A 24988-nucleotide genomic window follows, 5' to 3' on the forward strand; every position below is an offset into this window, starting at 1 on the left:
TGTCTTTTATTCACTGGTTACGCGATTGACTTCTTGTAAAGAAGTAACACCTTGCATAACTTTCTTTAAACCTGAGCGACGCAGATTACTAAACCCCAGTTTTTCAGAAGCGGCAGCGATTTCTAAAGCATTGCCATCTTCCATAATAATCTTGGAAATCTCAGGTGTGACTTTCATTACTTCATAAATACCAACTCGACCTTTGTAACCCTCACGACATTCTGGACAACCGACTGGTTGAAAAACTTGAAAATCGTGGTGTGTTAGATCTTGTTCGGTAAAACCCATTTCTAATAGGCTTTGTTTAGGAATTTCACTAGGCACCTTACATTGAGGGCATAATCGACGTGCCAAACGTTGAGCAATGACCAAATTGACCGATGTCGCAATATTAAAAGATGGAACTCCCATATTGCGTAGACGAGTAAGTGTTTCAGGGGCACTGTTGGTATGTAGTGTGGACATTACCATGTGACCCGTCTGAGCAGCCTTAATCGCGATTTCAGCTGTTTCTAAATCACGAATCTCACCGACCATAATAATGTCAGGGTCCTGACGTAAAAATGATTTAAGCGCAGCTGAAAAAGTGAGACCTACTTTAGGGTTTACGTTAACCTGATTAATACCTTCAAGGTTAATTTCGACTGGATCTTCGGCAGTAGAAATATTGGAACTTTCAGTGTTTAAAATGTTGAGGCCCGTATATAAGGATACTGTTTTACCAGAACCTGTAGGACCAGTAATTAAAAGCATACCTTGTGGCTTATCTAATGCTTCCATAAAGAGTGCTTTTTGCTCTTCTTCATATCCTAGAGCATCAATCCCAAGCATGGCACTAGATGGATCGAGAATACGTAGAACTAGCTTTTCACCAAATAAGGTCGGAAGAGAGTTCACACGAAAATCAATTGCTTTAGATTTCGATAGCTTGAGTTTGATACGACCATCTTGAGGAACACGCTTTTCGGAAATGTCCATTTGAGACATAACTTTCAAGCGTGAAGCCAAACGGTTAGCTAGTTGCAAAGGTGGGTTTGCAATCTGACGCAAAACGCCATCGACCCGATAACGGACCCGATACGATTTCTCATAGGGTTCGAAATGTAAATCAGAAGCCCCCATACGAATCGCATCTATTAATAACTTGTTAACATATTTAACAATAGGTGCTTCATCGCCTTGCGGAGTATCCTCATCCTCTTCTGGAGCGGTTGAGGTATCAAGATCTACATCAAGATCAAACTCTTCATCACTAAACTCGAAACTGCTTTCTTCAGTAAATTGCTGCGCCAGAATTTTCTCAAGTTTATGATGCTCGACAATAACCTGCTCAACCATAAGCTTGCTGTTGAAGCGAATAGCATCAATCGCTTCAATATTATTGGGGTTACTGGTAGCAACATATAAAATCTGTCCTCTTTGTACGAGAGGCAAGACCCGATGTTTTAAAATCAGTTTCTGGTCGACCAAATCTTTAGGAATCTGGCTGGTATCGTAAACATCCAGATCAAAATATGGTTCAGCAAATTCAATAGAAATTGTTTCAGCTAATAAAGAAGGGGAGAGATGAACCTCTTCAATCAGGTACGAAACTGTATCCTGTTTAGCTCTTTTTGCCGCATCTAATGCTGTTTGCATGGTCGCTGCCGACACATGTTTTTCTTCGACTAATCGTCGAAAAAACCCCGAAAATTTTGGAGATGTATGTATGACTGACATCTGCCTACCTGTGCTCATATGTTTATAATTGGTATATAAAAAATTATACTTTTGTTATCTAAAATTACTACCTGAGAAAATGATGCTCTCGTCTTGATCCGCTTATCAAAGCTTGAACCAGTCGAAGTTTTTATTCATTAATTTTTAAAAGCTAAGGCTTTGGGCTCAATAAAGTTTTATTACTGATTTCAAATAGTAGAAAAGATATGAGCAACCCCGTTAAAGAAAAGTATCTGAAATTTGTAGAAATGCGTGTAGAATGTGCTGCATTTTTGATGAAAGGTGAGCCGTATGTCGGGTTCGACGATTACGCCTTGGGTAGTTGGCAACTGGAAAATGAACCCAATGCGTGCCAATGCCAAACAACTTATAGAAGAATTTAAACAACTATTGCAACAAAACCAAATTGCAGATGAAAGCTGCCATGTCGGGGTTGCTCCAGTTTCTATTGCACTTGCAATGGTACAAACACAATTGCAAGATGCTGCAAGAACAGTATATACAGTTGCACAAGATGTATCGCGTGTAGCAGGTACAGGCGCCTATACGGGTGAAGTCAGTGCAGAATTATTAAAAGATAGCGAAATTAATTTTGTATTGGTGGGTCACTCTGAACGCCGTGATTTATTAGGTGATAACGTTGAAATTTTGAAGGCAAAGCTCCAAAATTCTTTAAATGCAGGCTTAACTGTCATTTATTGTGTGGGGGAAAGTCTCGAACAGCGTGAACAAGATTTGGCAGAGCAGGTTGTATTGCAACAAATCTGTGATATAGCTCCTATAGTGACCGCAGAGCAATGGCAAAAGCAAATTGTAATTGCTTATGAGCCAATCTGGGCAATTGGTACAGGTAAAACTGCTTCACCACAAGATGCGCAGGCTATGCATGCTAAAATCCGTGAAGGTTTAAGTCAGATTACCTCTGCGGGTCCAGACATTGCGATTTTATATGGCGGTAGTGTAAAAGCTGAAAATGCAGTCGAGTTGGCAGCATGTCCAGATATTAATGGCGCGTTGGTTGGAGGTGCATCGTTAAATGCAGCATCTTTTTACCAAATCGTACAAGCCTTTGCACAAAGTAAATAACGAGGATAGGGTATGCACTCTTTTGTACTGATCGTACATATTATTTTAGCGGTACTGATGATTGGCTTGATTCTAGTGCAACACGGTAAAGGTGCGGATGCGGGTGCCTCTTTTGGCGGCGGCGGAGCAGCCACTGTATTTGGTGCATCGGGTTCAGCTAACTTCCTTACTCGCCTTACTGCTGTGTTAACAGCCTTGTTTTTTGTGACTAGTTTAACCCTAGCTGTTTTTGCGAAAAAGCAAACTACAGAGGCTTATAGTCTAAAAACTGTACAAACTACTGCGCCAACACCAAGCACATTGCCTGAAACTTCGCCAACTGCACCAAAAACGAGTCAATAATTCGAAATAGGGCTTTCCTTTTGTGGTGGGAAGCACTAGAATGCGTCCCACAAGCTGCGGTGGTGGTGGAATTGGTAGACACGCTACCTTGAGGTGGTAGTGCCTTCGGGCGTGGGGGTTCAAGTCCCCCCTTCCGCACCAGCTTTTAACCAGAAAGTTGATGCGTGTGGTTTGTTTTTGTTGCGGGATGGAGCAGTCTGGTAGCTCGTCGGGCTCATAACCCGAAGGTCGTTGGTTCAAATCCAGCTCCCGCTACCAATTTGATTAAGGTGCAACTTAATCAGGCAAATATCTAGTAAGTTTACATTGACTTTATTTGATATTTGTATATAATTTTTGCACGTTGTTGCGGGATGGAGCAGTCTGGTAGCTCGTCGGGCTCATAACCCGAAGGTCGTTGGTTCAAATCCAGCTCCCGCTACCAAGTTTCTTAAAAGAGGCTCACAAACAAGTGGGCCTTTTTGCACAGTGGACTATTGTTTTCTGTGCAAGACAGGGGCGATTAACGCCCTTTTTTATTGGTTATCGTATCGCTATCGTGTAGTTTCGACATCAATTGGTCAAATAGTCATGCTTCACTATAGTAGGTCTGTGTCGGTTAAAACAACCGATTGAATCGCACGAGAATGACGAGAGTAAATGAAATTATCAAATAAATCCCAAGCATTGCATGACTTAATTGTTCCTGCAGTACAAGCATGTGGTGTCGACCTTTGGGGAATCGAGTTTCTCCCACAAGGCAAACGTTCATTATTGCGTATTTATATCGACAAAGCGGTAAGTGAAGATGCTGAGCCTGTACTTGATGAAGATGGCGAAGTAGAACAAGGCCGTGGTATTGGTGTACAAGATTGTGTGCGTGTAACACAACAAGTCGGCGCAATGCTGGATGTTCATGATCCAATTTCAGGTGAGTATTCATTAGAAGTTTCTTCACCGGGCTGGGATCGTCCATTTTTTCAACTAGAACAGTTACAAGGCTACATTGGACAACAAATTGCTTTGCGTTTGATTGCAGCAGTAGAAAACCGTCGTAAATTTCAAGCAAAACTTATCGCAGTAGACCTTGAAAATGAAGAAATTCAGGTTGAAGTTGATGGGCAGCATGTGCTTGAGATCGACAGCAACAATATCGATAAAGCAAACTTGATCTATCAAGATTAAATTTATTTAAATTTTATAAGAAATCGGTAGGTGACTTATGGGCCGCGAAATTCTTACCGTTGTTGAAACGGTTAGTAATGAAAAAGGTGTTAGTCGTGAAGCGATCTTCGAGGCTTTAGAACAAGCTCTAGTTGCCGCAACGAAGAAAAGATTTTACGAAGGTACGCATGCTGAAGAAGCTCAGCTTCGTGTAGAAATTGATCGTAAAACTGGTGATTACAGTACGTTCCGTCAATGGACTGTTGTGGCAGATGAAGATCATGAAATGCCAGCTTGCCAAGATGCGATTTCTGACCTTGACCCATTTAAATGGTCAATTGGTGATGTACGTGAACTCGAAGTAGAATCTATTGAGTTTGGTCGTATCGCTGCACAAATTGCAAAACAAGTTATTGTACAAAAAATTCGTGAAGCTGAGCGTGCTTTAGTTGCTGATGCATACGAGTCTAAAGTTGGTGAGTTGATTTACGGTGAAGTGAAAAAACAAACCAAAGATGGCTTTATTATCGATTTAGGCGACAACGCAGAAGCTTATCTTGCGCGCGAAGAAATGATTCCTAAAGAAATTCTTCGCCCGAAACAACGTATGAACGCTATTTTATACAATGTGAACCGTGAAGGTCGTGGCGCTCAGTTGTTGTTATCACGCGCTAAGCCTGAAATGTTAATTGCTTTAATGAAAAAAGAAATTCCTGAGATTTCTGAAGAAATTATTGAAATTAAAGCAGCGGCACGTCAACCAGGCGTTCGTGCTAAAATTGCAGTGAAAACAAATGACCATCGTATTGACCCTGTCGGTGCATGTATTGGTATGCGTGGTACGCGTATTCAAGCAGTACAACAAGAGTTAAACGGTGAACGTATTGATGTAGTGGTCTGGTCTGATGATCCAGCTCAGTACATTGCAAGTGCATTAGAACCAGCTGATGTTTCAGGCATCGTGCTTGATGAAGATGCAAGAAGTGCCGATATTATTTTTGCAACCAGCGATCAATTGGCTCGTGCGATTGGCTCACAAGGCCAGAACGTTCGCTTAGCTTCTGATTTAACTGGCTACAAACTCGACATGATGCTTGAAGAAGAGTATCGTGCTCGTCAGCAAAATGAAGCTCAGCAATATCTTGACATGTTTGTATCACGTCTCGATATTGAAGAAGATTTAGCAATGGCATTGGTGGAAATGGGCTTTACCTCTTTAGAAGAGATTGCTTATGTTCCAGCTGAAACTTTTGACGAAATTGAGCTTGATGCTGAATTGGTTGAGTTATTGCAAAGTCGTGCAAAAGAAGCAGCACTTACTGATGCTTTGAAACAGCAAGAAAATATTCAAGAACCGAGCGCAGACCTTCTAACTATGGAAGGCATGACTTCTGAGATCGCTTACTCGCTTGCCGCGCGCGGTATTATTACTGTCGACGATTTGGCAGATCAGGCTACTGATGATATCTCTGATATTGAAGGTCTTGATCATGAAAAAGCAGGTCAATTGATCATGAAAGCTCGCGAATCATGGTTTAACTAGGAGATGAAATATGACGGACAAGTCGATTAAAGAGTTAGCTCTCAGTGTAGAACGTCCTGTTGAGAAGCTCCTAGAACAGGCTCGTGAAGCAGGTTTGCCTCAACGTACAGCAGACGATATTATTACCACTGAACAACAGGATACTTTAGTCAATCATTTGAAAAAAGTGCATGGTCAGGAAAGTGGTAACACAGGAAAAATTGCGTTGAAACGTAAAACAACCAGTACCGCTAAAGTTGCAAGTACTTCAGGTAAAGCAAAAACAATTAACGTAGAAGTACGTAAAAAACAGGTTTTTGCTAAACCAAACCCTGAACAAATTGCAGCTGAAGCTAAAGCACGTGCAGAAGCTGAAGCTAAAACACGTGTAGAACAGCAAACGCGTGACACTGCACAGCAAAACGCGCGTCTTCAAACAGAGCAAAAAGCAAAAGCAACTTTAGATGCTATGCGTGTTGCTCATCAACAAGATAGCGCTGCACAGACAGCTCCTAAAGCTGCTGTAGTCGTGAAAAGACGTGGTGGTGGTACAGTAAAACCTGCACCAAAACCAGCAGAAACATTAGAGCAAAAGAAAGCGCGTGAAGCACAAACAGCTCAGTTAAAAGCGACTGAAGAAGCTGCGCGTCGTAAAGCGGCTGAAGAAGCTCAGCAACGTACACTTGAACAAATGCGCAAAATGGCGTCTAAGTATTCAAATGACGAAGCTACTACGACAATTCGTGTGATTGATGATTCTCCACTTGCTTCAGGTCTGGTTGGCCAAGCTTATGAAGATTCATTTAAGCAAGAAGACCGTGAAATTAAACGCGGTGGCGCAACCACTAACCCTCGTGCGGGTAAAAAAGGTGGTCGTCGTGGTCAAGAAGAGCAAAGCTTTGTTAACCATAACAAACGTGGTTTAAAATCAAGTCAGGCAAATAAGCATGGATTTGAAAAGCCAGTTAAAAAGCAAGTTTATGATGTAGAAATCGGTTCAAGCATTGTTGTTGCCGATCTTGCTCAAAAAATGGCGATTAAAGTACGTGAAGTTATCAAATCACTTATGAAAATGGGTGAGTTGGTTAATCAAGAACAAGCTATTGATCAAGATATAGCAGCACTTGTTGTTGAAGAAATGGGCCATAACCCTGTTTTAGTTTCTGATACACAAGCGGAAGATAACTTGCTTGAAGCGGCTGAAGAAGCACGTGGTGAGCAAACAACTCGTCCGCCAGTTGTTACCATTATGGGTCACGTTGACCATGGTAAAACATCATTGCTTGACCGTATCCGTCGTTCGAAAGTGGCGGCAGGCGAAGCAGGTGGTATTACCCAGCATATTGGTGCATATCACGTTGAAACAGACAAAGGAATCATTACATTCCTTGATACACCGGGACATGCTGCATTTACTTCAATGCGTGCACGTGGTGCTAAAGCAACGGATATCGTTGTATTGGTTGTTGCAGCAGATGACGGTGTAATGCCACAAACTGCAGAAGCAATTGACCATGCGCGTGCAGCAGGTACTCCAATTATTGTTGCAATCAACAAAATGGATAAAGAATCTGCTGATGTAGACCGTGTGCTAAATGAATTAACAACGAAACAAATCGTTCCAGAAGAATGGGGTGGTGATGTTCCGATTGCTAAGGTTTCTGCACACAGTGGACAAGGTATTGATGAACTCCTTGATTTAATTCTTATTCAGTCAGAATTGATGGAATTAAAAGCATCTGCTGAAGGTGCTGCGCAAGGTGTTGTTATTGAAGCGCGTGTTGATAAAGGCCGTGGTGCAGTAACTTCTATTCTTGTTCAAAACGGTACATTAAACATTGGTGACCTTGTTCTTGCAGGTTCATCATATGGTCGTGTCCGTGCAATGTCTGATGAAAATGGTAAGCCTATTAAATCAGCAGGACCATCTATTCCAGTAGAAATTCTGGGTCTTCCAGATGCTCCAATGGCAGGTGATGAAGTTCTTGTCGTAAATGACGAGAAGAAAGCACGTGAAGTTGCTGATGCTCGTGCTGATCGTGAACGTCAAAAACGTATTGATCGTCAAAGCGCAATGCGTCTTGAAAATATCATGTCGTCAATGGGCAAAAAAGATGTTCCTACAGTGAACGTTGTTTTAAGAACTGACGTACGTGGTACTTTAGAAGCATTGAATGCAGCTTTACATGAATTATCTACTGATGAAGTAAAAGTTCGTGTAATTAGTTCGGGTGTTGGTGCGATTACTGAGTCTGATGTGATTCTTGCTGAATCTTCAGAAGCTGTATTGTTGGGCTTTAACGTTCGTGCCGATACGACTGCTCGTCAGAGAAGTGACCAAGACGGTATCGATATTCGTTACTACAGCATCATCTATGAATTGATTGATGATGTGAAAGATGCCATGAGTGGTAAACTTGCTCCTGAACATCGTGAAACTATCTTGGGTGTTGCTGAAGTACGTGAAGTATTCCACTCAAGTAAGTTTGGTGCAGCAGCAGGCTGTATGGTACTTGAAGGTGTATTGCATCGTAATAAACCGATTCGCGTATTACGTGATGACGTGGTTGTGTTCCAAGGTGAGCTTGAATCTCTTCGTCGCTATAAAGAAGTGGTTGAAGAAGTTCGTGCCGGTATGGAATGTGGTCTTGCGGTGAAAGGTTATAAAGACATCAAAGTGAAAGATAAGATCGAAGTCTATGATGTTCAATTGATTAAACGGAGTCTTTAATGGCGGGTAGCCAACGCTTAAAGCGCATGGCGGATTCAGTACAACGCGAGTTGTCTGAGCTGATCCGTCAGGAGCTTAAAGATCCTCGCTTAGGTGGTCTAGTGACCATCTCTGCGGTGAAAGTCAGTGCAGACATGGGTTATGCTGAAGTTTATGTCACTGTAATGGGACGTGAGCTTGGTGATGAGCAAAGTGAAGCAGCAAATAAAGAAACTTTAGACGTATTAAATAAAGCTTCTGGTTTCTTGCGTCATGAATTGAGCCGTCGTATCAAGACACGTATTACGCCAAGATTGCGTTTCCATTATGATAAGACTAATGCGTATGGTAACTATATGTTTGGTCTGATCGAGAAAGCGGTAAATGATTTACCGAAACGCGAGTCAGATGACGAACAGTAATATAAATTAAAAATAAAAAAGCCACCTTTGGGTGGCTTTTTTATTGGTTGGTTTTTTCGCCTATTCTTTAGGAGGGTCCATAGGAGGTTTATTTTGCGAGAAACGCTGTCCAATTTTATAACGATCCCAAGGCAAAGGGCGTTCAATTGCTTCGGGAACTTCTCCACTAAGCGAGCGCAAACGTAAATGTAGCGCAGCTTGAGCAATTAAATTTGCTGAAACCGGTGCGGTAATAAAAGCTAAAAGTGTAATCAGTAGCTCGGCAAAACCAAAGCGACCTTGAAAAGCAAAAAAGATCATGGAAGCAATCAAGAAGCTGCCTAATCCTAACGTACTCGATTTTGTGGGTGCATGTAAGCGCATGAATAAGTCAGGTAAGCGGACCATACCAATTGAGCCGACTAACATAAAGAAAGCGCCAAAAACCAGAAAGACCGAAACAATAATTTCCATTACAAACTGCATTTTGATCTCTCCTTAATCGACAACATGGCCGGTTGTGAAGTAACGAGCTAAAGCTGCTGTAGACACGAAGCCTAGCATAGCAACCAATAGCGCTCCTTCAAATAAAGAGGTCGTCATCCAGTAAATGCCTAGCACAACAATGAGGCAAGTTGCATTTAAGAAAAGAGTATCGAGTGCTAAAAGTCGATCTACAATTGATGGACCGATTACCATTCGGAAAAGACAAAGTAGCATAGAGATTGTAATGGCAATTAAGCTAATACCTAGAGCATAGGGTAGGATTGTCATACACTTGCCTCCGTTTCGCTTTTTACATCAAAAATTTCCATAAGTGGAATTTCATAGCGTTGTTTGATGTCTTGAATGTCAGATTCGGTATCATCCGTGCTCAAGGCGTGAACCAAAATATCTCCACGTTCCTGATCAATACCCGCAGAGACAGTACCTGGCGTTGTCGTAATGATCATCGCCAGTAATGTATTGACCTGCTCATGTTCTGTTTCTAGTGGCACACGATACCATTTAGGATGTAAATTTTTGGTAGGTCCTAAAACGAGCTTTGCTACTCGAAAGTTAGAAATCACAATATCCCAAAGAACTACAAAGCATAATTTAACAGCAGGTTTCCAGTGAATATGCGGTGTGCGAGTAATGAACGGTTTGACTAAACGAGGAATGATCAAGCCTAAAAGCACAGCCGTCAAAAGATCACTGGCATCAAGACTATGTGACAGCATCAGCCAAAATAAAATGATAAGAACGGAAACAAATGGATGTGGAAACCAGCGTTCAAGCAAATGAGATAACTGCATTGTTATGGCTCCATAGGTTTCAATTGACTTTCATCAACAATGGTAGGCGTTTGTAGTTTGTCCTGTTGCTGAATTTGTCGATGTTTATATTCTGAAATATGTTCACCATTGAAGGTATCTTTCGAAATAATATCAGGAATGAGGTAAGCATTATGATCTTCAACTTCACCCCCATATTTAGTTTCTGGTAGGTAAGCGGGATCAAATGGTTGCACGCTGATAAATTCACCGTTTTGATCTACTTTAAGAATAGTGCGTTGGTAAAGCGCATGATCTTGAATCTGCTGAGCAGTACTTAATGTGTAATGCTGAATAGGTGCAGCAAATACGACATAAGCCATTAAGCCAGCAAGTAACACATAGATGACTTTATCATTACGTGGTGGGGCTCGTTCTGGTAAGGCCCGATAAAGAATATAAGCAGGATGGATTGGATCTTGTTCAGGAGGTGTTGCTCGCCAGAACAAGATAAAGCCAACACGTGTTAGAGCAATAATACTTAATAGGCTAACAACAAGTATCACACCAATGATCCATGCTTGATAACTGGTTTCAACGGTCGCTTGTAAAATGAATACTTTTCCAAGGAAACCACTAAAAGGTGGTAAACCCGCGAGCATCATGGCAATCAAGAAATAAGTCAGCATAGCCGCTTTTTCTTGTTTGATTCTTGGAGCAACTTTTAAGTGATCTTTAAAATCTCCACGTTGTGAGGTTATCCATCCACAAAATAGATAAAAAGCTGCTCCAATCAGCGTACTGTGCACTAAGTAATATAATGCGCCAGACCATGCTTGTGTATTCGACATGGCAATTGCCGTGAGCAAGGTGCCAATTGAAGAAAGCACCATAAACCCGACAAAGCGACGTAATCGATCTGCTCCAATTGCTCCAATCACACCATAGAGTGATGTAATTAAACCAATAGGAAGTAACCAGCTTTTTAAGATTTCTTGGCTAAGCGCATCGTCAAATACAGTTCCATTCACACGCAAAATCGAATATATACCGACCTTGGTCATAATGGTGAAAATTGCAGCTACAGGCGTACTTGCAATAGCATAAGTTTTTGGTAGCCAAAAACCTACAGGAAGCATGGCTGCTTTAATGCCAAACACTACAAATAAAAGTAACGCACCTGCTACGGCTAATTTATGTTGATCTGCTTCGAGTGTGGGGATAAGACGTGAAACATCCACCATGTTGAGGCTACCCACACTACCATAAATCATACCAAGGCCAATTAAGAATAGGGCAGAGGCTAACAGATTGATAATGACGTAGTGAACACCCAGCTGAAAGCGTGGCTTGCCTTGTCCATGTAAAAGCAAAACATACGAAGCCATCAACAAGATTTCAAAAAAGACGAAAAGGTTAAATAAATCGCCTGTTAAAAATGCTCCGCAGATACCCATTAACAAGAAATGAACCATGGCATGAAAATAGCGACCACGGGTATCCCAATTGTCGCTTGCATACCATAAAACTGGGACAACTAGTGCATAGGTCAGTACCAGCATAAAAGCAGAAAGTCGATCTAATACGAGTACAATGCCAAACGGTGCTGACCATTCACTCAGTTGGTAAATGGTAATCTGGCCCGTGCTTGCAAAGCTCAAATATACAATTGCGGTAATTAATCCAGCAATTGCCGAAACAAGACTAATGCCACGACGCCATGGTTGTCGCCAGTCATCTTTTAAAGCACCTGCTCCAGGGTTGCCGAGCAGTAATAAAATAAAAGCAGTAAATGCCGGGATGAGAATGCTAAAAATAGGCGCATGTTCTTGCCAGAAAGATAAAAAATCAAACATTACGGCTCATCCTCGCGTGGGTCGTATGTTGGAGAGATGTCTTCTTTAGCATCAACATGATCACTACCTGACTCATAACGGCTACGCAGCGCCAGTTGTACAATAAAAGCGGTGGTTGCAAAACCGATCACAATGGCTGTTAACACCAGCGCTTGAGGAAGTGGATCGGTTATTTTTGTTGTTTCGGTTAAAATTGCTTGTGAGCTGATTTGTAATCGGCCCATGGCAAATAAAAATAGGTTTACAGCATAGCCAATTACAGCTAATCCAAGCACGACAGGGAAAGTACGAGCACGCAAAATCAGATAAATACCTGTGGCAACAAGTAAACCAATAGCAGAAGCCAATAAGAATTCTAAACTGATCATGATGATTCCTCCCGATGTGGTACTACAGGACCAGACATACTTGAGTGGCGAGAGTCTCCCAATACAGAGATGAGCAACATCGTTGCACCAACAACGGTGATATAAACGCCTAAGTCAAAACTTGCAGCTGAAGCCAAATGTAGTTTTCCTAAAATTGGTAATTCAACATACACGTGCGCGCTGGTAAGGAATGGGCGTAACCAGAACCATGCAGCTACACCAGTAAGCCCAGCAATTGTTAAACCTGAACCAATCCAGACTTCGTAAAGACGTCCTGATTTTGCTTTGAGTAATTGTTCAGTTTGGTCTTGACCTAGCGCAATATATTGGATGATTAACGCCATTGAGGTGATTAGACCTGCAATGAAGCCACCACCCGGATAGTTATGGCCGCGCATAAAGATATAAACACTTACGACAAGCGCTAATGGCAATACCCAAGAGGCTGTAATACGGAACATGAGCGGAGATGGATTAAAACGGTAGGTGAGACCTTGGGTCATGGTTGTACCATGTACACGCATGCCATCCATGAGGCAAAGTGAACCAATAGCCGCAATTCCTAGTACCGTAATTTCACCAAAGGTATCGAAACCACGGAAGTCAACTAAAATGACATTTACAATATTTGAACCACCACCGAGTGGTAAAGATTGTTGGGCAAAGAACCATGAAATCGAATTATGATCACGGGTTAAAATCAGCCACGTAATCCAGCCTATCCCTAAGCCTCCAACAATGGCTAAAGCGGCATCTCTTAAACGTCTTGAGCGCAGAGATTCATAAGGCGTTAGCTGTGGAAGTAAAGATAAACTCATTAATAAAAGAACAGTGGTTACAACATCCACGGTAATTTGAGTCAATGCCAAATCTGGAGCTGACATGGTGACAAATACCATCGTTACAACCAGACCAATTGCACCACTAATGAGGACTGCTTTAATACGTTCATGGTGGAACCATAGCATCATCCAGCAACCCGAGAATAAGGTTAGCCAGAGAACGATGGCAATCCATGGGGCATGAGTGAGTTCACGTGTGCCTGTGGTGAGCCCTTGATTAAGTAGCGGCATGGTTACCATGATGATGCTAAAAGCAATGATCAAAAACAAGTAACTTTGCAATGAGCCATTTTCAGTTTTTTGTTTGATTTTTCGGCTTGTGAGTAATAAATGTTTTAAAAATAAATCAAATAAAATACGGCCTTGTAATCTGCCAAGACGTGGGTCAAGGTCAATTTTACGAATCATGCCATCTTTTGCCAAAGCAAAATAGAAGAGTGAGCCGCCCACTAAAGCAATAATACTCATGATGAGAGGAGCATTAAATCCGTGCCAGATTGCAAGATGAGTTCCTGCAAATTCTGGTTGCATCAAGCTTGCTCTCGTTACGCTATTGACCAGTGGTTCTACCAATAAAGAAGGTAAAATTCCAACCAAGATACATAGCACAGCAAGAAGAATGGCGGGCGCACGCATACCGATCGGGGGTTCATGTGCATCTTTATTTGGAACTTGTTTACCAATTGGGCCATCAAAAAACACGCCATGCACTAAGCGAATTGAATAACTTACTGCAAAGATACCAGCCAGAGTTGCAATAATGCTGGCAAAGATAACTGTTGAACCTGAAAGATTCGCCAATAGCTCGGTAAAGAACATCTCTTTAGAAATAAAGCCATTGGTGAGTGGTACCCCTGCCATAGAAGCAGCGGTGATCATGGTTAATGTGGCTGTAAAAGGAAGTAATTGCCAAATACCACTGAGTTTTCGAAGATCACGTGTACCAGTTTCATGGTCAATAATCCCTGCAAGCATAAACAGGGCTGCTTTAAATGTCGCATGGTTAATAATATGAAAAATGGCAGCAGCAACAGCTAAAGGCGAACCGATACCTAGTAGACAGACAATAAGACCTAAATGGCTAATTGTTGAATAGGCGAGTAAACCTTTTAAGTCTTCTTTGAAAATGGCAAAACATGCGGCCATACAAAGTGTAAATAGGCCGACAAACGTCACGATATTGTGATAGATCGCAGCCCCTACAAAAATTGGCAGTAAGCGGGCAAGTAGAAAGATCCCAGCTTTTACCATGGTTGCAGAGTGTAGGTAGGCAGACACCGGAGTGGGCGCAGCCATTGCATTGGGTAACCAAAAATGAAATGGAAACTGAGCACTCTTCGTAAATGCACCAAGCAAAATAAGCAATAACATTGGAATAAATAGGGAATGGGCTTGAATGGCATCTTTCATACCCATGATGTCATTAATTTCATAGGTTCCAGTGATTTGTCCTAATAGAACAAATCCACCCAACAACGCCAAACCGCCCATCCCTGTAATAGTGAGTGCCATTCGAGAGCCGCGTTGAGCAGCTTCATAATGACTCCAGTAACCCACTAATAAAAAAGATGAAATACTGGTGAGCTCCCAAAAGACTAATAAAATAATAAGATTATTAGAGAGCGAAATACCCAGCATTGCTGCCATAAACAGCATGAGTAAAGCATATAGTTTGCTTAAAGAATTTTTAGGGCCAAGATAGTAGTAGGCGTATATATAAATGAGTGTACCGATACCGGTAATAAGTAGAGAAAATAGTAAACCAAGAGCATCGAGTCTGAAGCTTAGATTAATTCCTAATTGAGGTAACCAATCCCAGCTCTGTTGAATGCTTGCACCACCAAGCACAGTTTTTGCTTGAGCCAGTAATAAACCAAAACTGGTTAAACTGACTCCGATTGCCCCTAAAGCCGTTACTCCACGTGAGAACCGTTGAAGCAATGAAACAAGGGTGGTGCCTAATATTAACGGTAATAAGATAATTATCGGTAGCACACTCGTATCCATATGTGATTTAGGCCGAGACCTAAAAGTGAAATTTTAATTTCAGAACAGATAGGAATTCAAAGAGATTTCCAAGGCTTGTATTCTGAAAAGCCCAACCAAATTAGAAAATAAAGCGAGAAACAAGTTGTATTGCGCAACTTGAAGAATAAAAACGCAAAATGAAATTTATTGTACACTAAAAAAGCAGTAAAAATCTGATGTTATTACATGTAGTAACAACATCTAGTGATTTTAGAGCCTAAAAATCCTGCTTAAACTCTATATTGTGTGAGGCCGAATTTCACTATAAAAATAGAGTAAATGGGTCATAAAATTTAAACAGAAGGGCTTTCTTCTGGTGTGTCTCCAGCATGAATCATGCGTAATAATTCATTTTTTTGTTGCTCATTTAGATTTTGGATTTGCTGAAATAAAACACCAATTTGTGCTGGAGATGGTGTTGGATCAATTAAGCTAAGAGGTTGTGCCTCTATAGACTGTGTTAATGGTTCGCTTCTTTGCAGCAATGTATAGATGTTTTCAAGCTGTTGCTTGGTTGTATTTAAATCAAGATGGCTAATTTTACCGTGTTCTAATTTTAAACATTGATAGTTGGAAGCATGTTCAAGTAATTCCTCACGACTTCCTGTTGCAATAATTTGTAAGCGCGGGAATGCCTGATGAAGCCGATTCAAGATTTCTGTGCAATGTGTGGAGTCGAGCTGTGCATCAATCTGATCTATTAATAAAATCCCTTCACCTTCGAGGCAAGGATTTAAACTTAAGGGATTAAGTAAACAGAGTCTACGGGCTACATCACCTAGCAACGCAATCCAAGTTTTTGTGGTGTTGGAAAGCTGCTGAAACGGTAGGGTTTGACCTTCATAGTCAACCATGAGCTGGAGCCGAGGTTGATATTGCAAATATAGGTCTTTAAGTTCAGGCAGAACAATATTTAATGCATTTTTCAGTGCATAAAGATTCGGGGAGGTGAGCTGTTTAGGCTGCCCTGATAACTCTTTTTGAAGCTCATTTAATAGTTCTGTTTGATCTTGCTGATCTGATTGTTTGGAAATAATACGTTGTACGAGATGTGCAGCTTGGGCATTTTCGATATCGCTAATTTCGCGTAGCCATTCAAAAAAACGGGTAAACGTTGTAAATGGCAGTGGGCTAATGTCATAGGCTGAAATGGATTGGGTAATGCCAGGTAAATTTTTATTCAGCAGATTAATATCATTTACAAATCGCTCGGCTGGGTAGTAAGCGACTAAGGGCAGTCCTTCTAGTGGATCTTTTTTTGTGACTTGCTGATAAAGGGCCATAGTTTGATCAAGTTGCTGCGTTTCAACTTGGCTTATCCCAATGCCACTTGAATTTAGAGTTTTAAAAAGTTTCCAGCTACATAGTGAAGAATCCACCTGTTGGGCAGAGGTACTTTCAGGTAAATGGCCAATTTCTGCTGGAACTTGAATGGTCACTTCGATTCTTGATTGTAGGCGCGACTGAGTAATGTCTTGATCAGGCATGACAATACCAGGGCTACGTAAATCTTTAAGACGGGCAGGGAACCAAGTTAAAGCATGGTAAGTATGTTTGAGTAACATACTTTTACCAGTTGCTTGTTCACCTAAAATTAAGGTAATAGGCTGTTTTTCATATTGAAACTGTATTTTAAGATCGTGAAATAAAGCAATATGTTTAAATTGGATCGATTCAAGTTTCATAGGCTCACCTAAGTATGAGCGCTTCAACCAACCGATTGACGAAGACTTAAAGGCGCCCTTAGTTTTAATTGTTGTATCAGATCATAAAGATGATGGATATTTAAACTTACTTTAGCACGAGTACAGGCAACGTAAAGTAATCTTAACTCCTCATCTGTAATCTTGTGTTCTAAGCCATTAATTTTAAATTGATAGTCATCTTCAATATGAACACGGTTCCATTCTAACCCTTTAGCTTTGTGGGCTGTAGAGATGACATAATCAGCTTGCTCAATGGGTGTAATCTTTGCAAGTGCTTTCTTTAATGGGTCAGTCCCGTGATCATCAACCAATTTAACCAAAGGTTTAATGTCACTACCTTCATTGGTTTCACAGTATTCATGAACATCATGCCATGAATTGAACCATGCTAACTCAGGAACATCAGTGACACGTTTGCCTTGTTTCAAGAGGCTTGCAGCATCTACAAAACGGTTTAGTTTTTGATGGTCTGCTTGCAAACTCACTTTATCGCCATGAACTAAACCTGCCAACAAAAGTTCCATTGCACGGGCATTAGTGCGACATAAAATTGCGTCACGCATTTTAGTGTGAGGTTTATTAACTACACTTGATTTCTGGTTCGGATTGCCAAGTAGAGGAACAGTCTCATTTAAGCCGCCCAGTAAAGCATTGGCAACGTCAGCAATCGTTTCACCAAAACGAAAAGACGTGGTTAGGCGAGATTCAGGTAATGGTAATTGCTGCATAGCATTAATCGCACCACGCCATGCATAAATTTGCTGATGAGCATCGCCTACATAAATGACCTGCGTATTTTTTTGTCGAAGCAAAATACCCAGCATTAAAGGGTCGGCATCTTGTGCTTCATCAAATAACACATAATCACTAGGAATGTTCGGTTCAGATAATGCCCAAAGTTTAAGGTAAATATCATGGCCAATTCCGGCTTGATGATTCGGGTCAATCGACTCTAGCCAACGACGTTCCACAGCAGGATAAAGATGCTTTTGTAATTCGATAATATCGTCTGGATGTAACCAATTCGGTGCTTGAATATGGCGAGGTGCCGGGTATTGAGAACTCGTTGAACAGAAGTAACCCACCGCATTGGCGACAAGACTTGCTAGTCGGCTTGGCATTAAGACATATTTCTCGTAACGCCCACCCATCATGCGTCGTAAAGTAATCGGCTCTAGTCGATATTCTTTAGCAATAAAACTTGGACTTAAGCGCGGTAGACGTAATTTGTCAGTTACACCACGGGGCACACTACGAAAGGCAAGTGAGTGAAAAGTACGGCAGTCGACATTGCGATGAAATTTGCTTTGGGCTTCACCAGCAATCGCTTTGTTAAAAGCCAAATACATACCGCGCCGCTCAGGCATGGCATCGCTAATCATTTGTAAAGTAGTGGTTTTACCTGTACCTGCATAGGCAATCACTTTAAATGATTGCCCAAGACGTGCGTTGTCTATGGCAATTGCTTGCTCATAGGTAGCTTTAGGTTTTTCAATATTCGACACTGAGTGATTTTATACCTTGTTGCGGTTAGCTTTTTCAACTAAACCAGATAAACCCTGACGACGAGCTAATTCGTCAATAATAAGTTGTGGATTAAGATCGAAATAACCCAACATGACAATAGTATGGAACCACAAATCAGCTGTTTCATAAACGAGATCGTTTAAGTGAGCTTCTGAATCTTGAACTGCAAAATCTTTAGCAGCAATAATGGTTTCTACACTTTCTTCGCCGACTTTTTCTAAAATTTTATTGATGCCTTTTTTATAGAGGCTGGCAACATAAGAGGTATCTGCTTCCGCTTGCTTCCGCTCTTGCATCAATTGACCTAAATGAGCAAGTACATCAACTTGTTCAGTGGTGTGGGCGTGATCGTGAGCTTCTGTTTTAGCATTTTCACCGTAAATTGCAGTAGGGTCTTTTAACTGTGCATCGACAATTTCCCAACCTTGTGGGGTAAGTTTACTGTAGAAACAAGACTCACGACCTGTATGACATGCAATACCGCCGTGCTGTTCAATTTGTAACACAATGACATCGGCATCGCAGTCCAGACGAATTTCATAAACTGTTTGGAAATGGCCTGATTCTTCACCCTTGTGCCAGAGTTTTTGGCGAGAGCGAGAGAAGTAAACAGCCTGATTTTTTTCCGCTGTTAGAGCGAGTGCTTCACGGTTCATCCACGCAACCATCAAAATGCGTCCGGTTTGATGATGTTGAGCAATGGTAGGGATAAGACCATTGGAATCAAATTTAACTTCATCTAACCAGTTTGACATGAGTGGAAATCCATTGAGTGGAAAGCAGCTAGTGTAGCGCTTGTGCTTAGGGTTGGCTATGCTTGTTGTATAAAAAATCAGTTATATGATTTTTCCATAAGATGGGCGTTATTAAATAATATTTTTTTATAGAATAAGACTTTTTAAATCGCTTTTTCAGCTAAAAATTAATCTCTATAATAAAATAGATTGAAAAATTACCTGCGTTCATTAAATAACTTAGGAAAATAAATTTTGGATAAAATAGAAAATTTTGCTTGTCGAGTATGTGGGCTTATACAATGTGAAGAACCATGGGGTGAAAGTGGGGAAAATCCAAACTTTGAGATTTGTGGTTGTTGTGGTGTTGAATTTGGATATGAGGATTATACTAAAGAATCTGTAAAAGCGTACCGCAAGAAATGGTTGGAGACAGGTGCTAATTGGTGGGAATTAAAAAAGAAACCTAAGAATTGGGATATTGAAAAACAATTACAAAATATCCCTGTAAATTTTAAATAACTTATAAGTTTAAGTTATTCGAAATCTCAATCAAATTTTGATCTGGGTCGCGAATATAAACTGAAAGAATAGGGTGCATTGCACCGGTACGTTCGACGGGGCCTTCTTCAATTTGAATATTTAACTGATTAAGGTGTGTAACCACTTCTGAAATTGGTGTCTCTGAAATAAAACACAGATCGGCAGATCCAGAAGTTGGATGCAATGCCTTGGGTTCAAATTCATTGCCTAGTTGATGCAAATTAATTTTTTGATGCCCAAACTTTAAAGCTTTTCTGTCACCTTTAAACGTAATGACCTCAAACCCCAATACTGTTTGATAGAAATTACAGGTGTTTTCAATATCTGCAACGGTTAAAACGAGATGATCAAGGTGGCTGATTTTCATATATAACTCGCTATTCTTTTGTGAGGTTAATAGTCGGGAAGAGATTCACTTTTTGAATTAAGTGCATTTTCTTTTTCGCAATATTGAGCAATTTTCTGATAATCAAGTTGTTGAAATGGACCTGCTTTTAAGCCAGAAACTGTGATTGCCATTTCTTTTCGAAAATAAGGGATCTGATACATCCAAGGGAACACGAGATCTCTTAAACCTCCCGCCCACCAATGGTCAGATTGATAGAGTGGTGTTAATAAGCGACTGAGGAATTGATAAAACTGGGTGGAAGAGCGGCGATGTTGATGATAGTGCTGCCAGAGGAGTGACCAGTCAATATTTTGGTTCTTTTGGGCAAGTTGCAATGATTGAGAAAAAGCCCAAGCATCCAATAAAGCCATATTTGCGCCTTGTCCCAGTTGAGGGCTCATAGCATGAGCAGCATCACCAATAACACCAATTCGGCCTTGCCCAAATTGAGTCATCACCACATCACGGTATTGGGCAGATAGCCATTTAGGTTGAATTTGATTGTTGTACAAAATCTGTTTTAACCATTCTGCTACATCAGGCCAGCGCTCTGAAACTTGGTTTAACCAAGTCTGTTTAGACTGCTCATCTTTCAAAAATGTAGGTAATTGTGCAGTAGGTAGGCTCCAAAATACACTCGCAAGTCGTTGCTCGGGTGCAGAAGGGATTGCCCCTGTAGGTAAAATCCCCATCATGATTTTGGAGTGATCATAAAATTGATGCAGAATTTGGGGATTCAGTGCTAAACATTCAGGCACGATACTCCAAGCAGCACCCCATGGATAAGCTTGATCGACTTTTACCCATGCTTTTGGTCGCAATTGACTACGAGCGCCATTGGCAATTAAGACCGCATCAAAGCAATCATCAAACTTTTGGTTGTGATTAAAGCCAAAGACCCGAGTTTCATTAGGGTGTTCTTCAATTCTTTCAATTGTGTGGCTCATACGCCAAGTAATGTGACTTGAATATTGAGAAAGTTTTTGAGTAAGAACGTGACATAAAGTAGAACGGTGAATACCTAAACCATAAAGATTTGTTGACGCTTCATGATAGTGACTATTTACTAAAAGGCGTTTATCAGGAAGTTGCCCTTCTAAACCTGTGACTTTTGCACCTAGTGTTAAGGCTTCATCAAGTACACCAAGATGCTCAAATACGGCTAACCCTGCAGGTTGTAGTAAAAGACCTGCACCTACCGGAGATAATTCATCAACTTGTTCAAAAATAGTCACATTATTGCCTTCGCGAGCGAGCAAAATCGCAGTTGCTAAACCTGCTGTACCAGCACCGATAATGGCAAAATGAGGTGTTTTCATTGTTTATTCTTTTGAAGTATTTATAGGTTCAATTTAACAATGAACTTATCACTGATCTAGAAAAATTTTTTAAAATTAAATTATTGTCATAGAAAAATCCCTTGCGATTGCAAGGGATTTAGAATTTATTTCAATATACGCCAAAGTGCTAATAAGCTACTCAGCACAATCAAAATAACCGAAACAAACCAAGGGCTAATAATCGCGATGGTTAGTAAAATCAGCATAGTACTGCCGAACATCCAACTGCGGCGTTGTTGATGTTCCATTTGCAAACGAAGTTGCTGCATTTCGCGTAACTGACGGTCTTGCCAAGCAGACTGATTTTTTAAACCATTTAAACTATCAACAATTAAGCTTGGGAAATCTTGAGCACCTAAAAGCAGGTCAGGTAGTTGTTGTCCTAACTCTTTTATATTTTTGACTGGGTTCATGTTCGCTTTGACCCATTCAGTCAAAATTGGTTTTGCCAATTTCCAGATGTCGAGCTGCGGATAAAGATCGGTCCCTAGGCCTTCAACATGCACTAAAGTCTTTAGCAACAACATGAGTTGCGGTGGAATCTCTAAATGGAAGCGACGGGCAATATCCATCACTTGAATTAAGATGCCAGCAAAATCAAGTTGATCCATCGGTTTAGACACCATTGGTCCAACGGTGCGACGCATTTCACGCGATAGCGCATCTTGGTCTGTACCCGGTGGAATCCAGCCAGCTTGGTGCACAATTTGAATGAGCTGCATAAAGTTGCTGTTCATTACAGCAAGCAACATGCGGGCAATCGTCATCTGGTCATGCTTAGATAACTCGCCCATAATTGCACAGTCCAACGCAATAAAGCGTGGATTGCTTGGGTTAATTGTTTCTACAAAGACATTGCCGGGGTGCATATCGGCATGGAAAAAGTTATCGCGGAATACTTGCGTGAAGAAAATGGTTAATCCTTTTTCTGCAAGTTGTGCGCGGTCCATGCCTAGACGGTCAAAAGTCGCCGTATCTGAAATAGGAACACCTGTAATACGCTCTGCCACCATGACATCTTTGGTGTCCATGTAGACTTCAGGCACATACATCATGGTTGAGCCAGTAAAATAATGGCGCATACGACGGGTGTTATCTGCCTCAATACTCAAGTCCAGCTCATTTAAGATAATCTGGCGATAGTCTTGAATAATTTCGCTTAAATGCAACGCACGCGCAGCTTCAAGGCGGCTTTCTAGTGTGTTGCCTAACCACGCCAAAATTTCAAAGTCTTGCAAAATTTGGTTGCGAATGTCAGGACGAGTCACTTTAATAACGACTTCACGACCATCATGCAAAGCAGCAGTATGAACTTGCGCAATTGACGCAGCAGCTAATGGCTGATCATCAAAGCGAGCAAACAAGGTATTTACGTCAGCTTTTAACGAATCTTGAATACGTTGTTTGGCAACATTGCTATCAAAAGGTTTTACCTGATCTTGAAGTAAGACCAATTGAGCGAGTATTTCAGGTGGAATCAAATCACGTCGGGTTGACAGTAATTGCCCAAGCTTAATTGCAAGCGGCCCCATCTCTTCCAAAGCTTCTTTGAGCTTTAAAGGATTTTTACGTTCACGACTAGACCATGCGGCTGGGTGCATTTTAATAACACTTAATGCACGTTGAGCTTTAACTGGTAATTCATCCGCAGGGAACAACGTATCGAGTCTATAGTGCGCTGCAATACGCCAAAGTTCGAGTAAACGTGAAACGTGCGGAATCATATACAGTCTTACCTAGTCTTGAGAGGGTTGTAGTTGTGCGTTGAGTTGCTGCAATCTTGCTTCTAGACGGTCAATGTCTTGATTAAGCTTGCGCGTTGCTTGGCTTAAATCGTCCATTTCCCAGCGAGGGGCAAATAGACCGCTATCTTCTTTTAAGGCATCTTCAGCAAAAAACAGATGACTTTGAAGAGAGCGTTTTAAATGTTTTGGTGCAAGCTGAATCTTGCCAATTTCGTGGGCAAGTTGAGGACCAACCCATCTTGATAAGTGCGCAGCTAAATCTGGTTCAGCTTGTTGCATGATTTTTTGAATATCCTGTAACAGGTGATAATCACCTTGCAATGGGATATTGCCAATCTGATCTGGATCGCTGACCAATAGTTTGATCAGCTCAATGACATCTTTAACATGCAAAGTTGCTGTAGCTTCAGAAATTTTGAATTGCTCATCAAAAGGGCGTTGTTCAAAAATAGAAGGCTTTTCACTATGCCCTGTTGCGGTAGGTTCAAGACGTACTTTTTCTTGGTCAAAGAATACATCGACAGAAAGTTGCGGACTGTCGATTACGACACGCAACATTTTGCCCTGTAACTGATTAAGCTGAATGCGAGTAACCGCATCCAGATCGATCAGATGATGAATGATACGTTCGACTGCACCGAGTGCCAGAATCGACCACATATCGTTAACCCTTACAGTTTGAAGCCACGGTGAACGGCAACGATACCAGCAGTAAGGTTGTGATAGTCACAGTTCTGGAAGCCAGCATTTTCCATCATACCTTTTAAGGTGCGTTGGTCTGGATGCATACGAATTGATTCAGCCAAATACTTATAACTTTCTGAATCATTGGCAACTAATTTACCCATAATTGGTAAAGCAGTGAATGAGTAGAGGTCATAAAGTTTTGAGAATGGCTCAAATACAGGCTTAGAAAATTCAAGAATAAGCAAACGACCGCCTGGTTTCAATACACGGAACATAGAAGCAAGTGCTGCATCTTTATCAGTCACGTTACGTAAGCCAAAACTAATGGTGAGTAGATCAAAGCTGTTATCTGCAAAAGGCTCTAAAGTTTCTGCATTGGCAAGTACGAAGTCGACATTGGTACAGCCTGCATCAATCAAACGGTCACGGCCTACGTTGAGCATTGACTCATTGATATCTGAAAGAACGACATGGCCTTGAGGACCAACTTCGCGGCTGAATACTTTCGCTAAATCACCTGTACCACCAGCAATGTCCAACACATGTTGACCACGGCGTACACCTGACATGTTAATTGCAAAGCGTTTCCAAAGGCGGTGAATACCAAATGACATCAAGTCATTCATCAAGTCATATTTGCTTGCAACCGAATGGAAAACTTCTGCAACTTTTTGAGCTTTATCTTCAGTTTTAACAGTCGAGAAACCAAAGTGTGTGGTTTCTCCCACGTTGCCAGTATTGCCAGCACCACGTGGTAAATTGTATTTCGGTACAGAACCGTTAACCGGTGTATCAGTTAAGGTTTGTTGTAAAGTTTGTTGTTGCCCTTGAGGGGTACCTTGCGGTAAAGGTGAGCTTAGGAAAGGGCTAACTTTGTCTGAACTTTGTGCCTGCTCAGTTGGAGATGTTGGCTTTTGGTTTTCGTTAGACATATTGTCTCTCCTAGACTCAAACTCAAGTGAAACGGAATAAGTTCTGCATGATGACAGATTTTGTCTATTTTTACAGGCATCATCATGCAAATATAATGAATAAAATCTCAACT

The 24988-nt window shown here is 41.2% G+C and carries 22 protein-coding genes and 3 tRNA genes; 10 read left to right on the forward strand and 15 right to left on the reverse strand.

Annotated elements, in window-relative coordinates; genetic code table 11:
* Positions 1–6: 6 nt before the first annotated feature.
* The gene (gene pilB, locus HL290_RS10460) at positions 7–1719 is read right to left on the reverse strand and encodes a type IV-A pilus assembly ATPase PilB (protein ID WP_198496441.1); all 1713 of its coding nucleotides are present in this window, start codon (positions 1717–1719) and stop codon (positions 7–9) included.
* 291 nt (positions 1720–2010) lie between these two features.
* Here pilB and tpiA point away from each other — a divergent pair, with 291 nt between their 5' ends.
* The 9 genes from tpiA (at position 2011) to HL290_RS10505 (ending at position 8944) form a co-directional block, all read left to right on the forward strand.
* The gene (gene tpiA, locus HL290_RS10465) at positions 2011–2805 is read left to right on the forward strand and encodes a triose-phosphate isomerase (protein WP_198496442.1); all 795 of its coding nucleotides are present in this window, start codon (positions 2011–2013) and stop codon (positions 2803–2805) included.
* Positions 2806–2817: 12 nt separating this feature from the next.
* Complete coding sequence (secG, locus tag HL290_RS10470; RefSeq protein WP_092710024.1) at positions 2818–3147, forward strand: preprotein translocase subunit SecG; 330 nt, start codon at positions 2818–2820, stop codon at positions 3145–3147.
* 56 nt (positions 3148–3203) lie between these two features.
* Positions 3204–3288, forward strand: a tRNA-Leu gene (locus tag HL290_RS10475).
* 40 nt (positions 3289–3328) lie between these two features.
* Positions 3329–3405, forward strand: a tRNA-Met gene (locus tag HL290_RS10480).
* 89 nt (positions 3406–3494) lie between these two features.
* Positions 3495–3571, forward strand: a tRNA-Met gene (locus HL290_RS10485).
* 215 nt (positions 3572–3786) lie between these two features.
* Positions 3787–4311 (forward strand): ribosome maturation factor RimP, encoded by a 525-nt coding sequence (gene rimP / locus HL290_RS10490; protein WP_003654583.1) that lies wholly within the window; start codon positions 3787–3789, stop codon positions 4309–4311.
* Between the two features lie 37 nt (positions 4312–4348).
* Positions 4349–5833: a transcription termination factor NusA gene (nusA, locus tag HL290_RS10495; RefSeq protein WP_198496443.1), complete on the forward strand. Its 1485-nt coding sequence runs from the start codon at positions 4349–4351 to the stop codon at positions 5831–5833.
* A gap of 10 nt (positions 5834–5843) precedes the next feature.
* Entirely contained in the window at positions 5844–8543 is a 2700-nt protein-coding gene (gene infB, locus HL290_RS10500; protein WP_198496444.1) for a translation initiation factor IF-2, read from the forward strand.
* Complete coding sequence (locus tag HL290_RS10505) at positions 8543–8944, forward strand: ribosome-binding factor A (protein WP_003654587.1); 402 nt, start codon at positions 8543–8545, stop codon at positions 8942–8944. Before infB ends, HL290_RS10505 begins: the two co-directional genes overlap by 1 nt.
* 60 nt (positions 8945–9004) lie before the next feature.
* Here the strand turns inward: HL290_RS10505 and HL290_RS10510 are convergent, their stop codons facing one another.
* The 9 genes from HL290_RS10510 to hisIE all read right to left on the reverse strand — a co-directional run bounded on the left by HL290_RS10510 (position 9005) and on the right by hisIE (position 19261).
* Positions 9005–9409 (reverse strand): Na+/H+ antiporter subunit G, encoded by a 405-nt coding sequence (locus HL290_RS10510; protein ID WP_005037179.1) that lies wholly within the window; start codon positions 9407–9409, stop codon positions 9005–9007.
* A gap of 12 nt (positions 9410–9421) precedes the next feature.
* Positions 9422–9697, reverse strand: coding sequence for a monovalent cation/H+ antiporter subunit F (locus HL290_RS10515; RefSeq protein ID WP_005037177.1), 276 nt, complete (start codon positions 9695–9697; stop codon positions 9422–9424).
* Entirely contained in the window at positions 9694–10221 is a 528-nt protein-coding gene (locus HL290_RS10520) for a Na+/H+ antiporter subunit E (protein WP_005037176.1), read from the reverse strand. The genes HL290_RS10515 and HL290_RS10520 overlap by 4 nt, the downstream gene beginning before the upstream one ends.
* Before the next feature lie 2 nt (positions 10222–10223).
* Positions 10224–12035 (reverse strand): monovalent cation/H+ antiporter subunit D, encoded by a 1812-nt coding sequence (locus HL290_RS10525; protein WP_132071012.1) that lies wholly within the window; start codon positions 12033–12035, stop codon positions 10224–10226.
* The gene (locus HL290_RS10530) at positions 12035–12403 is read right to left on the reverse strand and encodes a Na+/H+ antiporter subunit C (RefSeq protein ID WP_005037171.1); all 369 of its coding nucleotides are present in this window, start codon (positions 12401–12403) and stop codon (positions 12035–12037) included. The genes HL290_RS10525 and HL290_RS10530 overlap by 1 nt, the downstream gene beginning before the upstream one ends.
* A complete protein-coding gene (locus tag HL290_RS10535) occupies positions 12400–15252 on the reverse strand; it encodes a monovalent cation/H+ antiporter subunit A (protein ID WP_198496445.1) in 2853 nt (950 codons plus the stop codon). Before HL290_RS10535 ends, HL290_RS10530 begins: the two co-directional genes overlap by 4 nt.
* Before the next feature lie 314 nt (positions 15253–15566).
* Entirely contained in the window at positions 15567–16958 is a 1392-nt protein-coding gene (locus HL290_RS10540; protein WP_198496446.1) for an AAA family ATPase, read from the reverse strand.
* 23 nt (positions 16959–16981) lie between these two features.
* Positions 16982–18484, reverse strand: coding sequence for a UvrD-helicase domain-containing protein (locus tag HL290_RS10545; protein ID WP_003654600.1), 1503 nt, complete (start codon positions 18482–18484; stop codon positions 16982–16984).
* A 9-nt stretch (positions 18485–18493) separates the two neighbouring features.
* Complete coding sequence (gene hisIE, locus HL290_RS10550; protein WP_198496447.1) at positions 18494–19261, reverse strand: bifunctional phosphoribosyl-AMP cyclohydrolase/phosphoribosyl-ATP diphosphatase HisIE; 768 nt, start codon at positions 19259–19261, stop codon at positions 18494–18496.
* 234 nt (positions 19262–19495) lie between these two features.
* Between hisIE and HL290_RS10555 the strand changes: the two genes are divergently transcribed.
* Positions 19496–19762 carry a hypothetical protein gene (locus HL290_RS10555; protein WP_017391367.1) on the forward strand — a complete coding sequence of 89 codons (267 nt, stop codon included), beginning with the start codon at positions 19496–19498 and terminating at the stop codon, positions 19760–19762.
* A 1-nt stretch (position 19763) separates the two neighbouring features.
* On the opposite strand, the gene HL290_RS10560 is transcribed toward HL290_RS10555, so the two are convergent.
* From HL290_RS10560 to ubiE, 5 genes are all read right to left on the reverse strand, one after another.
* Positions 19764–20150, reverse strand: a complete 387-nt coding sequence (locus tag HL290_RS10560; RefSeq protein WP_017391366.1) for a VOC family protein — start codon at positions 20148–20150, stop codon at positions 19764–19766.
* A gap of 26 nt (positions 20151–20176) precedes the next feature.
* Complete coding sequence (locus tag HL290_RS10565) at positions 20177–21490, reverse strand: FAD-dependent oxidoreductase (RefSeq protein WP_198496448.1); 1314 nt, start codon at positions 21488–21490, stop codon at positions 20177–20179.
* 125 nt (positions 21491–21615) lie between these two features.
* Positions 21616–23235 carry an ABC1 kinase family protein gene (locus HL290_RS10570; protein WP_151743568.1) on the reverse strand — a complete coding sequence of 540 codons (1620 nt, stop codon included), beginning with the start codon at positions 23233–23235 and terminating at the stop codon, positions 21616–21618.
* 12 nt (positions 23236–23247) lie between these two features.
* Positions 23248–23916, reverse strand: a complete 669-nt coding sequence (locus HL290_RS10575) for an SCP2 domain-containing protein (RefSeq protein WP_198496449.1) — start codon at positions 23914–23916, stop codon at positions 23248–23250.
* A gap of 11 nt (positions 23917–23927) precedes the next feature.
* Positions 23928–24875, reverse strand: coding sequence for a bifunctional demethylmenaquinone methyltransferase/2-methoxy-6-polyprenyl-1,4-benzoquinol methylase UbiE (gene ubiE, locus HL290_RS10580; RefSeq protein WP_004640878.1), 948 nt, complete (start codon positions 24873–24875; stop codon positions 23928–23930).
* Positions 24876–24988 lie beyond the last annotated feature (113 nt).

It is taken from the genome of Acinetobacter sp. AC1-2 (genome assembly GCF_016124155.1).
Classification (GTDB): Bacteria; Pseudomonadota; Gammaproteobacteria; order Pseudomonadales; family Moraxellaceae; genus Acinetobacter; species Acinetobacter calcoaceticus.